Genomic DNA, 15,829 nt, shown 5'->3' with positions numbered 1-15,829 from the left:
GGGTCAAAAGATTAGAAGGACGGTATGTTTATAGTAGAAACACCTATCCTTATCAATAAAAGTCTTACTATTCTTTATCAGAAAACAGGAGGGGCACGAAGGCTAAGCAGCCCTTTGTCTGGGAGTTTATAATCCGGATAGACCGGATATTCTACTATTTCAGCGACTTGCTGTGCATTAAAATTCAGATGTAACGCATGAACAGCCCCATCTTCCACACTAAGAGTCGTCAGTATATGGAATAGCTGTATTTCGGAAAGGGAAGCATGATGATGGCAGGGACCGCCGTTCATCTTTCCGAAAGGGTGAGAATGGACAATCGTCGTGCCATGTTCGATATGGACATGGATAAATAACGTGATACAGCTATAGTAGGCGATAAAAATCACCGGCAGCAGCCATTTCAGATATTTTCTCATCGTTTGTCTCACGCCCTTATTGTTTGGAAGGTGCAAAATTACAAAATATTTTTTATACATTTGCTTATATATTCAATCAAAGCAAACTTTAAAACGACACCATGACAAAAGAACAAATGCTCGAACAATGGACTAGAATCTATGAGCAAGGATACTACAAATGCACTTTCACCCCGAAAGTATATGAATATCTGGACGAGAAAACCGACCAGATTCCCGAAACGGTGATGTCGGGCCCAAAGATATATGTTGATTATGACGCCTGGATTATACACGAATTAAACGGGGACAATGCGGAGCTGGCACGCCGCATGCTGGTTATCCTCTCGAAAATACGTCGCGACGGACCTATCCATAAATGGGGGATGAAAGATGATCTGGAGATTTGCCTGCTCATCGGTTACGGCCATGATTTCAGAAACCTGATTAAAGAGTCGGTAACCCGTCACAAAACACAAGGTCCGGAGTTATATGAAACAGCACAGATATTACTGAAATATTGCCCGTCCGAATCGGAAGCATTTGCCGACCTGCTTCTTTCCGATAAATTAAAGGAACTGGAAGAACAGCGAAACAACACCCATGAATTATACCTGGCTTTATACCTGGCCATCCTGTTGCTGGAACAGGATGCGGATAAATATGCCCGCTATCTGCCGGTACTGACTGCTTTGGCTTACGGATATTCCGGTCCGAGTTTCACATTCATCCTGTATTTCTGCTATAAGTTCGCTCCCGAACTAAAAGAGCGTTTACTCCAACTGCTCAAAGAGACTATATCGGCACGGGCCTTGTTCTTCCATCTCAATCCGCATAAGATGCTGGCATTCCTGCAATCGATCGGGGCTCCTTTAGGCATTTATTATTATTTGATTCTGACAGAAGATAATGATGCCGACAAGGCATCCATGTTCCATACCTTATATAAAGAAGATAAAGAACTGTTCATGGAAGTCTACCGGATGCTGGCAAAGACAACTCCCATCCAACAGGCCGCCTACAGCCTTTACCTTTTGTCAATCCTGCTCGAACATGGAGAAGGCACGGAAGAACTGGCAGAAAGTACAGAATTACAAGCCCGTTGCATGCTTAACCTGCTGGGAGAAAACTTAGGTAACACCGATAATTTTATTTCAGCCCTGACGGACGATTCGACACCGCAGGTTGCCTGGGAGAATCGTCTGAAGAATTGCGGCAACTTCGGCTGGGGATACGGGAAAAACGCTCCGGCTTTATTGATCGGTGCCCTGGCTCTTCTATACTGTGAGTCGGAACTGGCCCGGCGGTTCATCAACGTGCTGCTGATTCAGGTCCGTACCAGTGCCGCAATAAATAATCCGGTATATCTTACATACATATTCCTTGAAACACGTAAGAAATGGCTGAACAGTTCTCCAAAGGAAAGCCTTCGGCTATTACTCGACACCACCAGCCGGTTCACCTATGCCGAAGCCTTCAAAGCCTATGCCTATAACCCGAACCGGATGCAGGACGTTCTGGATAAAGAAGATATTATCAGCCACCAGTCTCTGGCACTGGACTTGCTAAACAGCGGCGACCTCTCGATCGAAGAGACACAGAACTGGCTCGACATGATTTACGGAACCTGTAAAATAACGGACGTCCAACCGTTGCTCGGGTTATTATCCAACAAATCGAAGATACTCCGCAAGACTGCCGAAGAGTTGATTAACCTCCATGAAGAAGCAACCCGTCCGTTGCTGGAATCGGGATTATCCAAACTGAAAGGAGATGCCCTGGCAGCCGGTAAACGAATCATCAAACGCTGGGACAACGAACGGAAATTCGGTGCAGACTTTACCTTTACCAAAGAAAGCGTCGTCGAATACTGCACCGACAACTTCGACAAGGACAATCAGAAATTCATTGCCTGGATACCCGAAGACATGTTCACCGACGTACGCTTTGCCGACATGACCGAAAAAGCGCCCGCCATCGTCACCCGTTATATCCTCTCCGAATATCTCTGTCTGGAAGAAGCCTACAAAATAAAGGCTTGCGATAAAATAACGGAGCAGTTGCATACTCCGGACTTCCAGCAAATGATGGAGAACATTTATCTGTTCTGGAAAGAGAACGGAGCCGAAGCCAAAAAGAAAATGATTATGGTCCCGTATTGCATCTACGGTTCCGACACACAGATACTCCGCCTCAAAACGCAGTTGAAAGACTGGGCCGAAGCTTCACGTGGTGCTATCGCCGCCTTTGTGGTCAACGCCATCGCCATGAACGGAGGAAGCGTTGCACTGGTCATGATAGACGGCATCTCTGTCAAGTTCCCCAATAATCAGGTCAAAAATGCCGCCAAGGCAGCCTTCTCTTTTGCAGCCAAAGCATTGGAAATACCGGAGGATGAACTCTCCGACAAGATTGTCCCCACCCTGGGCTTCAATAAGGAAGGAGAAAAGATTCTCGATTACGGTCCGCGAAACTTCACAATAACCTTGATGCCCGACTTCTCACTTTCTATCTTCGACAACGAAAAACAGAAAGCCATCAAGTCGATGCCTGCTCCCGGAGCCAATGACGACGCAGTGAAAGCGACGGCCGCCAAAAAGGAATTCTCCGAACTGAAAAAACAAATCAAGGCCACCGTACAGTCACAAACCAACCGTTTGGAAAAGGTACTGATGAACGGACGCCGCTGGACAGCCGGCTCCTGGAACACCCTCTTTGTAGAGAACCCGATTATGCATCGTTTTGCAACCGCCCTGATATGGGGTGTGTATGACGGAGACAAACTGACCGGAACGTTCCGTTATATGGAAGACGGCACATTCAATACGGTAGATGAAGAGGAATATACGCTGCCCGAAAAGGCCACCATCACCCTCGTCCATCCCATCGAGCTGGAGGAAGAATCCCTTGCAGGCTGGAAGGAGCAACTGGATGATTATGAAATTGTGCAGCCCATCCCGCAACTAACCGCTCCCCTAATTGTTTTAGGAGAAAAGGAGACGGACGGAAATAAGATAACCCGTTACAACGGCCTGACCGTCAAGTCAGGAAAGATAAGCGGCATGGCAAAGAAACACAACATGGTTCGCGGAGAGGTATGGGATGCCGGCAGCTACACTTGTTATCATCTGGTAGACAAGTTCCTGAATATGGCCGCCCTGCTGAACTTCGAATATATGTACATGGGGCAGGAATATAATGACGACGTGACACTCGGAGATGTCATCCTCTACCGCCTGGGAGAAGACCAGACGACCGACGACGAACCGAAAAACAACGCAATCCTCTCGCCCGAAAGTGTTCCGACCCGCTTCCAGAGCAGTGTATTGGGTATTTTTGATGTATTGAAAGAAGAATAAAAAGGATATGAAGAGAAAGCAACAACCGGATTTAGCAGCATTATTCGACAGCTATTGCGAAGCATATACAGCATCCGACTGGCAGGTTCTGAAAACATTTCAGGAGATGCCGCTCGACGACATAATCCGTAAGAACAAACAGGCAGCATACGATTATTTATATAGTGATGTCGCATTGAAAAAGAGACTGATCTGGTTGAATAAGCTGTTTTCCGATTGCAGCTTGAAAGACTATGAGCAGTTACTGGGATTACTGAAGGAAAACTCCAAACTAATCCGCAGAAACATCGAAAAGATCATCCTCGACAAGGAGAAGAAAACCCGTAATTTACTGGAACAGCTATATCTGGAACTGGACGAGGATTCGCAGAACTGGACCCGGCAGTTATTCAAATACTGGGACAACGCACATGCCTCAGCCAGTAAAATCAAATTCAGAAACAAACAGGCTGTTATCGACTATTGCAGCAAACATATCGAGCTCTATTGCACGCAACAAATAGCCTGGTTACCACAGAAGCCTTATACGAGAATCCATTGGGCAAACGAAACCGATGTAGACGAGTTTGTGCCGCGCCATGTGCTTCGCTATGTATTAAGCGAACATATGGCACTCACCCAAATCACCCGGCTGCATGCCTGTGATGCGATTATCCCTTTCGTCGATGAAAAAGAATGGCAGGCGGCCCTAGAAGAACTGTTCCGGTATTGGCTGGCAGACAGTGCGGAGGCCAACAGGAGGATGCTTCTGCTTCCTTATTGTTTCTACGGGGCAGAATGGCAGATAGCCCAATTAGCCCCCCTGATAAAGTCATGGTCGAAAGCCTCCCGCAAACAACTTGTCGGCCTCACGATGAAGTTGCTGGGATTAAAGGCTAGTCCTAACGCGCTTATCATACTCAACGACTGGATGGAGACTGCTCCCAACGGCATGTACAAACGTGCTGCCTGGGAAGCATTCCGGCAAGCCGCCATCCGGAAAGGCCTGTCGATAGAAGAACTCGCCGACCAAATCATCCCCGACTTCGGTTTTAACCGCCAGGGAGAAAAGAGGGTGGATTATGGCACACGTACTTTCCGGGTAACTTTGATGCCCGACTTCAGCATATCCGTACTTGATCTTGATAAGCAGAAAGTAAGCAAGTCACTTCCCGCCCCTTTGAAGAGCGATGATCGGGAGAAAGCTGAAAATGCCAGAGCCGAACAGGCCAGCCTGAAGAAACGGGTTAAGACACAGACCAATATTCAGAAAAAACGGCTGGAACAGTCGCTCAAGAACGGACGGACCTGGCCCAAAGAGGCCTGGCTGGCAACCTTTATAGAGAATCCGGTCATGCGGTATATAGCAACCGGACTTATCTGGGGCGTTTATAAGGAAGGGAAACTCCAGGATTCTTTCCGTTACCTGGAAGACGGCACGTTCACAACTGCCAACGAAAAAGAATTCCTTCTCCCGGACAACGTAGTCATTTCCCTCGTGCATCCGATTGACTTGCCCGATGAAACGCTGGCTGGCTGGAAAGAGCAACTGGACGATTACGAGCTTATTCCTTTCATTCCCCAACTGAGCGCACCGGTCCATCGTCTGACCGAAACGGAAAAACAGGGAGATACCCTTCTTCGTTATTCAGGGAAAAAAGTCTATCTCAGCAACATTTACGAGTTTGAAACGGCAGATATAACCACCCGGATAGAAAACAACACGCTTCATATCATAGACCGGTCTCTCAATGTGGTGGCACAGCTTTCGTTTGTTTACGAAGAAAGTGATTGTTTCCTGAAAGAGTTATACTTCTCATCCGTGGAAGAAGGGGAAGATATAAACACCATACAGTTGCCCAAAGAGGAAAGGCTACCGTTATCGTCTATCCCCGAACGCTTTATCAGCACTCTGCTGGATATACTGAATCGTGCCTTTCCGCTGAATGAATAATCGAATAAAACAAATACAGCACTTACATATATTATATGGATAACAAAATTCAGAAACCATTGATGGAGATGCGCTATGCCGACGAGCTTGCCGCACTCCGCAAACAAGATACAGGAGCCAAGCCGACAAACTGGCAACTCTCTCCCCGTGCAGTCCGTGCCTTTATCCTCGGTCAAAGCGAACCGATAGAACTGGACGGACGGCTGGTCACCATCACCCCGAAGTTCTTCGGCGACGACGCCCTGGTTGAACGTGCCATTATCACCCTGGCCGGTAACCGGGGATTAATGCTGGTTGGCGAACCGGGCACGGCAAAGACCATGTTAAGCGAACTGCTTTCTGCCGCTATCTGCGGCATCAGTACCAATACAGTACAAGGTACGGCAGGAACCAGCGAAGACAATATCAAATATTCCTGGAACTATGCCCTTTTGCTTGCCAAAGGACCGGTCAAGGAAGCCCTTGTCCCCTCTCCCGTCTATATCGGCATGAAACGGGGAATCATCACACGCTTCGAAGAGATTACCCGCTGCCCGCTGGAAATACAGGACAGCCTGATCAGTATTATGAGCGACCGGGTACTGAATATACCCGAACTGGGAGAAGAAGGGTTGCTCTTCGCCTCATCCGGATTCAATGTGATAGCAACCGCCAATACCCGCGACAAAGGGATTAACGAAATGAGTAGTGCCCTGAAACGCCGTTTCAACTTCGAGACAGTCGAACCGATACGCAGCGTAGCATTGGAAAGCCGCATCATCACCGACCAATGCCAGGGAATGCTGGCTGCCAACGGCTTGGAAATGCCGGTGCAGGAAGAGGTTGTCGACATTCTGGCCTCCACCTTCAACGAACTACGCAACGGAACCTCCTTCGAGAAAGCCAAGATACAGAAGATGTCGGGCGTAATGAGTACAGCCGAGGCCGTATCCGTTTATTACCAATCCGCCCTGGACGGATATTATTACGGAGACGGAAGCGTAAGCATGCGTTCCCTGGTACAAAACCTGTTGGGTGCCGTCATGAAAGAAAACAAAGACGATTTGCCCAAACTGAAAGATTACTTTAACGGCGTAGTCCGGCTGAAAGCCGAAAGACAAGGAGGAAAATGGAAGGAATATTACGACAACCGGACCTGGCTGAAATAGAGCACCTCTTCGCAACCAGTTTCAATATGGACGGACAGGTGGTGTACTTTCCGGTACGTCACCACTCCCCTGTCTGTGCGCTGCATCTGCAACGTACAATCAACAGTTTCCGTCCGGAACTGATCCTGATAGAAGGGCCTTCGGATTCGGCACAACTATTGCCTTACATAGCCGACGGACAATCGGTTCCGCCTTTTTGCATCTATTACAGTTACGATGACAAGGAGGGAAAAGTAAGTGAAGAAAAAGAGAAGTATCGCGCTTACTATCCATTCCTCTCTTATTCGCCGGAGCTGGTCGCTATCCGTGAAGGGGCACGTCGCAACATACCGACCCGTTTTATAGACCTGCCCTATGCACTTCGACTGATAAATAAAATAGAGGAAGAGCCGCAGACACAGTTCTATTATAATGAGAATAAGGAATACGAAGTAAATACCTATACAGCCATGATTGCCCGCAAAGCCGGATGCCGCAGCTTTTCGGAATTTTGGGAAAGCCGCTTCGAACTGGATGCCGGAAAAATGAAAACACACGACTTCGTGCGCAATGTTTTTCATCTCGGTTATTTCATGCGGCTGGCAACACCCGGCAACGAAATGTCCCTGAAAGAAGACCGGCAACGGGAAACTTATATGGCAGCAGAAATACGGGAAGCAATCCCCAACCATCAGAAAATACTGGTAGTGGCAGGCGCTTTCCATATCGCCGGCTTAATGGATGAGTTGCAATCAGACCGGAAACAATCGCTGAAATCAGGCAACCCGGAGCACGTCGCTTCTTATCTGATGCCTTACACATTTAAGGAAGCCGACAGTAAAAGCGGTTACGCCGCCGGTATGCCCTTCCCCGCTTTCTACCAGGAAGTCTGGGAAAAGATGGAAAAACAAAAGAAAGACCCGTTTGCTTCGACCGTTCTCGAATATATTATAAAGACGGCCCGTTATGCCCGTAAAACACAGATAATCTCCCTGCCCGATGAGATTAATGCCTTGAATATGGCACGTTCGCTGGCTATATTGAGAGGCAAACAGAGTGCCGGCGTATATGAATTGCTGGATGGTGTACGAAGTTGTTTTGTGAAAGGCGACCTGAATGCGACTTCGACTTTCGAAGTGGATTTCCTGTATCGTCTTCTCTCCGGGATGGGTGCCGGAAAGATTGCGGCCAACGATTGCATTCCGCCTGTGGTCCGTGAGTTTCGTTCCTTATGTTCGCTTCACCGGTTAAAGACATCGACTATCGAACGGCAGGAAGTAACGCTCGACATCATTAAGAATCCGGCCCATTACAGGAAAAGCCGTTTCCTTCACCAGATGGAGTTTTTAGAGACAGGTTTCGCCACCCTTCAGTCTGGTCCCGATTATGTGAACCAGAAGAACAAAAACCTGGTACGGGAACAATGGATATGCCGTTACGGCACAGGCGTTGAAACCCGTTTGATTGACCTGTCCGTCTACGGGGCGACACTATCTCAGGTTTGCAACTCGCTTATCGAAAAGAATTTTAAAGACAGCATGACGGCAGAAGAGCTGGGCAAACTGCTCATTTCCGTTCAGGTGATGGGGATAGAAGGCTTTTATACCCGGTATGAAGACACTGTCCGGCTGGTAGTGGAAAGCGAAGGGAATTTTATCAGCCTCTGCAAACTTATCAACAGCCTGTTATACCTCGCCAATATGCAGCAATTGATGGACGGAACTATCCAGCCGGTCATTGCCGGATTGGCACGAACCGCGTTCAATGGAGCAGTCGTACTGATTCCGTCACTGAAAAGCACAACGGAAGAAGAACAGGAAATATGTGAACAGATGCGCAACCTCTACAGTTTCACCATGGATACGAAAGACTGGTTCGATACCGCCGCTTTCCTGTCTGCCGTAGAGAAAATATTGAACGATAGTTTCAGCAACAGCCGCCTCTTCGGCCTCTGCCTTGCTATACATTATAAAGAAGGACAAACCGGACAGGCTGTTTTCTGCCGGCAGATAGCCGCCTACCTCGAAAGCAGCATCACGCATCCTGAGCAGGCGGCCTCCTTTATCTGCGGCCTGTTTCTGATTGCCCGCGATGTGTTATTTACCGACCCGCATATTCTGGAAGCGATAGACCGGGTTATCGCCAATGCCGACCAGGAGACTTTCCTGACTATTCTGCCCAACCTGCGTTATGCCTTCACCGGCTTTCTCCCGGCAGAAGTCAACCGCCTGGGACAACAGGTTGCAGAATATCATCAGATAGCGGAAACCCGCTTAACAGGAAGTATCACTGTTTCACAACAGGAAATCACCGAAGCTATGCGCCTGGATAAACTGGCGGCAGAAGCACTAAAAACATGGAGAATCATCGAATGGACAAGCACGAAATAGTCAACCGCTGGCGGCTTATATTGGGAGACTTTGCCGAAAACAGCCTGCCCCTCGACCCGGAGAACGCAGAACTGGACGGTACGCTTTATTTCCTATACAACCGCGAATATACCGATGAACAGGGAATACGGAACGACTTCCCCAACCGGGGAGGCCGTGGCGGCTCCATGCTGACCGTCCCCGGATGGCTGAAAAAAGTAAAGAAGCTGTTCCCCAGAAAGACCGTCGAAATCATGCAGAAACAGGCTTTGGATAAATATAACCTTACCCAACTGCTGACCGACGAATCTGTCCTGAGCCAACTCGAACCGAATATCGGACTGCTGAAAAATATCCTGACGTTCCGCAACATGATGCCGGAACATGTCAGAAAGCTGGCTTATTCAATCGTGGAACAGGTCATAAAAGAGATTCAAAAGAAGCTGGAAATAAATGTACGCAAAGCCTTCTACGGAAAGAAACTTCCGCATACCAATTCCAGCTACAAAATATTCCGGAACTTCGATTTCAAGCAGACCATCGAAAAGAATCTGAAAAACTACAGCCGCGAACACGGGACAATTATCCCCGACCGCCTGTATTTCAACCAGAACATACGTCGTTACAATCCCTGGCATATCGTCATCCTGGTAGATGAGAGCGGCAGCATGCTCGATTCGGTAATCTATACGGCTGTCATGGCCTCCATCTTTGCCAAAATGCCGTTTCTTTCGGTCAAGCTGGCGATATTCGACACATCGGTCGTCGATTTGAGCGAACATCTCGACGATCCGGTCGGTATCCTGATGAAAGTACAGCTGGGTGGCGGAACGGATATACATAAAGCGCTGGAATATGGAAAGAAACTAATCTCCGCGCCACAAAAAACAATAGTAGTACTGGTAAGCGACCTTTACGACGGGAACAACTATAGTTATATGTTCCGCTCCTGCCGCGACATCATCGAAGCAGGAAGTAAGTTGTTCGTATTGCCGGCACTCGACTACTCCGGTGCCCCCTGTTATGATGTCCGTGCCGCACGGACCATTGCCGGCATGGGTGCCGATGTAGCCGCAATAACCCCTGAAGAGTTAGCAGAATGGATAGGAAAGATTATATCATAAACGGAGACGGATGCCACGCTTCCGCCGGACAGTTCGTCCCTTTTGCCAACGAAGCCTTCCTGGTTACGCTGGCAAACAAAGGTCTATATAAACGTGCCCTGAAAGACCTGGAAACGACCGGACAAATCGCCCTGACGGTTACAGGCAGCCATCTACAGGTCCAACTGGACGACATCACCGTCTGCCTCGCCCCCAATGTATCCCAAAGCACATGCAGCTGTCCTTCCAAAACTGTCTGCAAGCATATCCTGATGGGAATACTTGCCGCAGCCGGTTATGCTGCAACCGCAGAAGACGATAAAGACGCCGTGCCGGAAACGTCTCCGGAGCTGCCATCTTCCGCCCCCTGGGAGAAATTGATAAATGCAGACCTTACGCAACTTCGCAAACAGGCCGGCAAGAAATTGTTCGAAGACACCCTCCGTCTTATCCAGGATGGCTGGACGGCCGACTTCACGGAAGGCGATATGCTGGAAGCCACTATCAACACCGAAAACATCACGGTCTATTTTCCCAAAGAAGACAGCCTGAACCGTTCCGTCTGCAAATGCGGAGAAAACGGATTGTGCAAACATAAACTGATAGCCATCCTGTCATACCTGAGCCGGCAGGGAATACTATCGTCCGACTCCGCCGGCAACCAGCCGGAACTCTCCCTACTGACGGAGGATACGGTAAAAGTCTTACAGGGAGCTTCCCGCTTCATCCTCGGCATATTGGAAAAAGGCCTGATCAGTTGCGGGGAAAACGAGGCGGAAACAGCCATCCAGTATTCCATCCGCCTGGAAACCTGCGGAATCGGAAATCTGGCCCGCTTATTCCGTTCGCTCTCCTCCGATATCGAAAATATGCTTGCCAAACATGTGGGTTTTCAGCCTCTGACAACTTTTGCCACGCTCTCCCGGTTGTATAACACGCTTACCTTACTCTTACGGAATACACAAAACAACGAGATGCTCGGCAAACTGATTGAAGGGACACGCTCGGATTATTATACCACCCCTATCGGCCATTTCACCGGACTGGGCGCTTATCCCTGGCAAACCCGTTCGGGTTATTTCGGAATTACGGCTTATTTCTTCTATCAGGAGAAAGAGAGTATCTGCACGCTGACATCGAGCATGGCTGATTATTATGAACATACCCAGTCACTCGTTACACCGGAAAACCTGAGGAAACAACTCGAGATGCAAAGCTTTTGGGGGAACAGCGCATCACTGGCCCGATTATCGATATCCACCCTTACATTGCGCAACTTCAAGCTGAACAGGCAAAACCGCCTCTCATCGTCCTCACAAACACAATGTGAGATAGCAGATAAAGTAACAATCGGTCATCTGAATACATTACTTACGGTTCCGGAGTTATCCGATTTATCCATACGTCCGGACCAATACTACGATTATTTCCGGAAAAAACAACCCGAACAACTGGCTTTAGTCCCTTTCACTCATCTTTCAGAGATACGGTTCAGCTCCTCCGAACAGAAACTCTATTTCACCATGACTGACGGTCAGACAGAGACGGAAGGTTCTCTGGCATACAGCGAACTGAACCGTAATGCCATCCGCAAACTGGAACAACTGGGACAACCCTATACAGAAAAGAAACAGCGTTACATGGTCTGCCAGAAACGACCGGACACACTGATTCCAATCAGTATTATCACCGCTTCAGAGATTGATAACTTCTACTTCTAACTTTTTAAAAGCGAACACAATGATCATAAAGAATCTCCTTGCCGAACTGGAACTCCAGCTTTCCGACATTGCCTTCTCCGGCTTGCGCAACATACAACCGGTCACCCTCCAAAAGCTGGAAGACCTCAAACACTGGATGAATGAATTAAATATGTCTGAAGCCATCCATTTAACAGACCGTTTTATCGATTCAGTCTATGCCTGGCAAGCCGGACAAACAACCCTGGAAACCGTCGCCGCCAATCTATGCGCACTGGAGTTTTATGAAAAGAATTTAGTTAACAATTAATTTTGACATCAAAGGTTTTATTCAAAATATTTCCAACTAATTGTAAGCATATCATACTATATATCTAATAATTTGTTACTTTTGTGGGCGATTTTAAAACGTACACAAAATCTACTAATATCATAAGTCTATGGCAAAGATAACAAAAGAGGAAGCACTTCGGTATCATTCCGAAGGCAAACCCGGAAAGATCGAAGTAATTCCAACAAAACCCTATAGTACACAAACAGATTTATCATTGGCCTATTCTCCCGGTGTGGCAGAGCCTTGCCTGGAAATAGAGAAAGAACCGCTTGATGCCTATAAATATACATCAAAAGGTAATCTGGTAGCCGTTATCTCCAACGGTACTGCTGTTTTGGGACTGGGTAATATCGGAGCGCTTGCCGGCAAACCGGTTATGGAAGGCAAAGGCCTCCTGTTTAAAATCTTCGCAGGAATCGATGTATTCGATATCGAAGTGGACCAGAAAGATCCCGATAAGTTCATCGAAACCGTAAAAGCAATCGCCCCTACTTTCGGCGGTATCAACCTGGAAGATATCAAAGCGCCCGAATGTTTCCAGATTGAACAGCGACTGAAAGCGGAACTGGATATCCCGGTGATGCACGACGACCAGCATGGTACGGCAATCATCTCCGGTGCCGGTCTGCTCAATGCGCTTGAAATAGCCGGAAAGAAGATTGAAGATGTAAAAATCGTTGTCAACGGTGCAGGTGCCGCTTCCATCTCTTGTACGAAACTGTATGTGATGCTGGGAGCCCGCAAGGAAAACATCATCATGTGTGATAGTAAAGGGGTTATCTCTACGCATCGTACCGACTTGAACGAATCGAAGAAAGAATTTGCTACCACAAGAGATATAAAGACGCTGGAAGAAGCCGTTGTCGGTACAGACGTATTCCTGGGATTGTCTGTTGCCAATGTGCTGACACAAGAGATGGTGCGTTCCATGAACGAAAACCCGATCGTATTCGCTTTGGCTAATCCGAATCCGGAAATTTCATACGCCGATGCAATGGCATCACGCGAAGATATTATTTTCGCAACAGGACGTTCGGACTATCCGAATCAGATCAATAATGTTTTAGGATTCCCGTATATCTTCCGCGGAGCATTGGATACACATGCCAAAGCAATCAACGAAGAGATGAAACTGGCCGCCGTACATGCCATCGCCGAACTGGCAAAAGAACCGGTTCCCGATGTGGTAAATGCAGCGTATAAACTGAAACGTACGACTTTCGGACGCGATTATATCCTGCCGAAAGCGCTCGACCCACGGTTGTTGACACGAGTATCGGTTGCTGTTGCCAAGGCAGCTATCGAGTCGGGTGTCTCACGCAAAACAATCACAGACTGGGAAGGCTATGCCAACCATTTGCGTGAAATGATGGGCTACGATAATAAACTGCTCCGCTCCTTCACCGACATGGCAAAAGCAAATCCGAAACGTGTGGTATTTGCCGAAGCCAACCACGTGAACATGCTGAAAGCGGCCGTAGAAGCCAAAGCTGAAGGAATCTGTTATCCGATCCTGTTAGGCAACGAAGAACGTTTGGAAAAAATTGCTGCCGAAGAAAACCTGAGCCTGGAAGGTATCGAAATCGTCAACCTGCGTCACGACCGCGAAGAAGAACGCCGCGACCGCTACGCCCGTATCCTTTCTGAAAAGAGAGCACGCGAAGGCGTTACTTTCTCGGAAGCACGCGAAAAGATGGTCGGCCGGAACGCTTTCGGTATGATGATGGTGGCAACCGGCGATGCGGATGCATTTATCACAGGTGTTTACAGCCGTTATTCGGAAGTGACAAAGTTGGCGGAAGAGATCATCGGTATCCGTCCGACATACGACCATTTCGGTGCCATGAACATTGTAACTTGCAAAAAGGGTACTTTCTTTATGGCAGATACGCTGATTAACCGTCATCCATCCACAGAAGTCCTGATCGACATTGCCCGCCTGACGCATGATGCGGTGAAGTTCTTCGCGCACGATCCGGTTATCTCGATGGTATCTTATTCAAACTTCGGTTCCGATAAGCAGGGAAGCCCGCTGAAAGTGCACGGCGCTATCGAATACCTTCACAAGAATCACCCGGAAATCGTCGTAGACGGTGAAATGCAGGTAAACTTTGCATTAGACAAGAAGTTGCGTGACGATATGTATCCGTTCAACAAGCTGAAAGGCAAAGATGTAAACACATTGGTATTCCCGAACCTGAGTTCGGCCAACAGTGCTTACAAACTGTTGCTCGAAATGGGTGTCGTAGAAACCATCGGCCCGATCCAGATGGGATTGAACAAACCGATCCACTTCACCGACGTAGAAAGCTCTACCCGCGACATCCTCAACCTGACAACCGTCGCCGTTGTAGATGCAATCGTACAGGAGCAAATTGAAAAAGGAGAATAAGGAGTTTATTCTTTATAAGAGCAGTGTCAAAATACACTAAATGGCACTGCTCTAATCTTCAGGCAATCCCCAGCAACTCCACCTCAAAGATTAACGTTGAAAATGCAGGAATCGGACCGGAAGCCCGGTTTCCATATCCTACTGTATAAGGGATATAAATAACCCATTTATCCCCCACATGCATTTGTTGAAGTGCAATCTGCCATCCTTCGATAACCTGGTTCAGACGGAAAGCCTCCGGGCAGTTGCGTTCGTATGAATTATCAAATTCGCGCCCATTCATCAGAGTCCCCCGATAATGAACGGAAACAACGTTATCCAACCGGGGAGAAACAGTACCGCTCCCCTGCTCCGTTACTTTATATAATATCCCGCCAGCCAGTTTCCTTACACCTTCCTGTGAAGCTATTTCTTCCAGATACCGCAGATTTTGCTCTTTATATTCCTCTTTCCTGTTCTTTGCCATTTTAGCCATTCGTTATTAGGGGACAAAGATACGTCATTCTTTATGATTCTCCTGTAATTTACCCCCACCGTTTTCTGAATATATATAACAGAGCACAAATAATAATAAACCCAATAATTATATATCCGGATTTACAATTCCGTTGGTTATTTTTTTCTTTTTGGGTTGTTTGTTTGCTCAACTGCTCAATTGTTGTTTCGTACTGATAGACAAGTTCCTGCAGACTATCGCAGGTAGCAGCGACAAATAACGTATCATGCAGGAGACGGATTTTAGCGGTTGCCTGTCCGCTTTTTTGGATAAAGGCGGCGCCGGCAGGCAACTCTTTGAGGGTTGCAACCGGAATGGAAAGGTCGGCACGGCTTTCGGGGATTCGGGCCGTTTGAACTGTCAGGCGGCTGGTTTGCAGCAGGCTGTCGGTCTGCTGGTAAAAGGAAGCGGTGTGTTTGCGGCTCGAACAATTTGCGAAAAATAAGATGATGAGAATGAATAGGCTGAATTTCATGAAGGTAATAAAATTGTTTATGCATTTTTATCTATAAAGTACCTGCCGGCGGTTAAACCCTTCGCGATAAGACAGATGGAGGAACTTTTTGCGTCGGTAGAGGATTGCCTGATCGAAATCGAGACCGGAGGCTTTCAATATCT

General features: G+C 47.7%; 11 protein-coding genes. 8 read left to right on the top strand and 3 right to left on the bottom strand.

What is annotated here, in order from left to right; genetic code table 11:
* Positions 1–77 precede the first annotated feature (77 nt).
* Positions 78–419 carry a hypothetical protein gene (locus DWW91_RS07615; RefSeq protein ID WP_229061238.1) on the bottom strand — a complete coding sequence of 114 codons (342 nt, stop codon included), beginning with the start codon at positions 417–419 and terminating at the stop codon, positions 78–80.
* A gap of 101 nt (positions 420–520) precedes the next feature.
* On the opposite strand from DWW91_RS07615, the gene DWW91_RS07610 reads away from it, so the two are divergent.
* The 8 genes from DWW91_RS07610 to DWW91_RS07575 all read left to right on the top strand — a co-directional run bounded on the left by DWW91_RS07610 (position 521) and on the right by DWW91_RS07575 (position 14,715).
* The gene (locus DWW91_RS07610; RefSeq protein WP_122327382.1) at positions 521–3,757 is read left to right on the top strand and encodes a DUF4132 domain-containing protein; all 3,237 of its coding nucleotides are present in this window, start codon (positions 521–523) and stop codon (positions 3,755–3,757) included.
* A gap of 7 nt (positions 3,758–3,764) precedes the next feature.
* Positions 3,765–5,690, top strand: a complete 1,926-nt coding sequence (locus tag DWW91_RS07605) for a DUF4132 domain-containing protein (protein WP_122327381.1) — start codon at positions 3,765–3,767, stop codon at positions 5,688–5,690.
* 35 nt (positions 5,691–5,725) lie between these two features.
* On the top strand, positions 5,726–6,838 hold the full coding sequence (locus DWW91_RS07600; protein ID WP_122327380.1) for an AAA family ATPase: 1,113 nt from the start codon (positions 5,726–5,728) through the stop codon (positions 6,836–6,838).
* Positions 6,799–9,207 carry a DUF5682 family protein gene (locus tag DWW91_RS07595; RefSeq protein ID WP_122327379.1) on the top strand — a complete coding sequence of 803 codons (2,409 nt, stop codon included), beginning with the start codon at positions 6,799–6,801 and terminating at the stop codon, positions 9,205–9,207. Before DWW91_RS07600 ends, DWW91_RS07595 begins: the two co-directional genes overlap by 40 nt.
* Positions 9,174–10,310, top strand: a complete 1,137-nt coding sequence (locus DWW91_RS07590; RefSeq protein ID WP_010802945.1) for a VWA domain-containing protein — start codon at positions 9,174–9,176, stop codon at positions 10,308–10,310. The genes DWW91_RS07595 and DWW91_RS07590 overlap by 34 nt, the downstream gene beginning before the upstream one ends.
* Complete coding sequence (locus DWW91_RS07585) at positions 10,286–12,010, top strand: SWIM zinc finger family protein (protein WP_122327378.1); 1,725 nt, start codon at positions 10,286–10,288, stop codon at positions 12,008–12,010. Before DWW91_RS07590 ends, DWW91_RS07585 begins: the two co-directional genes overlap by 25 nt.
* Positions 12,011–12,029: 19 nt before the next feature.
* Positions 12,030–12,299 carry a hypothetical protein gene (locus DWW91_RS07580; protein WP_122327377.1) on the top strand — a complete coding sequence of 90 codons (270 nt, stop codon included), beginning with the start codon at positions 12,030–12,032 and terminating at the stop codon, positions 12,297–12,299.
* Between the two features lie 130 nt (positions 12,300–12,429).
* On the top strand, positions 12,430–14,715 hold the full coding sequence (locus tag DWW91_RS07575) for an NADP-dependent malic enzyme (protein ID WP_010802942.1): 2,286 nt from the start codon (positions 12,430–12,432) through the stop codon (positions 14,713–14,715).
* Positions 14,716–14,773: 58 nt separating this feature from the next.
* Here DWW91_RS07575 and DWW91_RS07570 read toward each other — a convergent pair whose 3' ends face one another.
* Together DWW91_RS07570 and DWW91_RS07565 are read right to left on the bottom strand one after the other, a co-directional pair.
* Positions 14,774–15,181, bottom strand: coding sequence for an FKBP-type peptidyl-prolyl cis-trans isomerase (locus DWW91_RS07570; protein ID WP_122327518.1), 408 nt, complete (start codon positions 15,179–15,181; stop codon positions 14,774–14,776).
* A gap of 58 nt (positions 15,182–15,239) precedes the next feature.
* Positions 15,240–15,686: a hypothetical protein gene (locus tag DWW91_RS07565; RefSeq protein WP_122327376.1), complete on the bottom strand. Its 447-nt coding sequence runs from the start codon at positions 15,684–15,686 to the stop codon at positions 15,240–15,242.
* Positions 15,687–15,829: the final 143 nt, after the last annotated feature.

The organism is Parabacteroides sp. AF17-3 (assembly GCF_003635445.1).
In the GTDB taxonomy this organism is placed as follows: domain Bacteria; phylum Bacteroidota; class Bacteroidia; order Bacteroidales; family Tannerellaceae; genus Parabacteroides; species Parabacteroides goldsteinii.
The sequence above is the reverse complement of the archived record's forward strand: the minus strand, read 5'-3'. Positions and strand labels throughout refer to the sequence as shown.

Coding starts and splice junctions, on each gene's coding strand:
- DWW91_RS07595 (WP_122327379.1), top strand. CDS start 6,799: ATGGAAGGAATATTACGACAACCGGACCTGGCTGAAATAGAGCACCTC.
- DWW91_RS07605 (WP_122327381.1), top strand. CDS start 3,765: ATGAAGAGAAAGCAACAACCGGATTTAGCAGCATTATTCGACAGCTAT.
- DWW91_RS07590 (WP_010802945.1), top strand. CDS start 9,174: ATGGAGAATCATCGAATGGACAAGCACGAAATAGTCAACCGCTGGCGG.
- DWW91_RS07615 (WP_229061238.1), bottom strand. CDS start 419: ATGAGAAAATATCTGAAATGGCTGCTGCCGGTGATTTTTATCGCCTAC.
- DWW91_RS07575 (WP_010802942.1), top strand. CDS start 12,430: ATGGCAAAGATAACAAAAGAGGAAGCACTTCGGTATCATTCCGAAGGC.
- DWW91_RS07585 (WP_122327378.1), top strand. CDS start 10,286: ATGGATAGGAAAGATTATATCATAAACGGAGACGGATGCCACGCTTCC.
- DWW91_RS07565 (WP_122327376.1), bottom strand. CDS start 15,686: ATGAAATTCAGCCTATTCATTCTCATCATCTTATTTTTCGCAAATTGT.
- DWW91_RS07610 (WP_122327382.1), top strand. CDS start 521: ATGACAAAAGAACAAATGCTCGAACAATGGACTAGAATCTATGAGCAA.
- DWW91_RS07580 (WP_122327377.1), top strand. CDS start 12,030: ATGATCATAAAGAATCTCCTTGCCGAACTGGAACTCCAGCTTTCCGAC.
- DWW91_RS07570 (WP_122327518.1), bottom strand. CDS start 15,181: ATGGCAAAGAACAGGAAAGAGGAATATAAAGAGCAAAATCTGCGGTAT.
- DWW91_RS07600 (WP_122327380.1), top strand. CDS start 5,726: ATGGATAACAAAATTCAGAAACCATTGATGGAGATGCGCTATGCCGAC.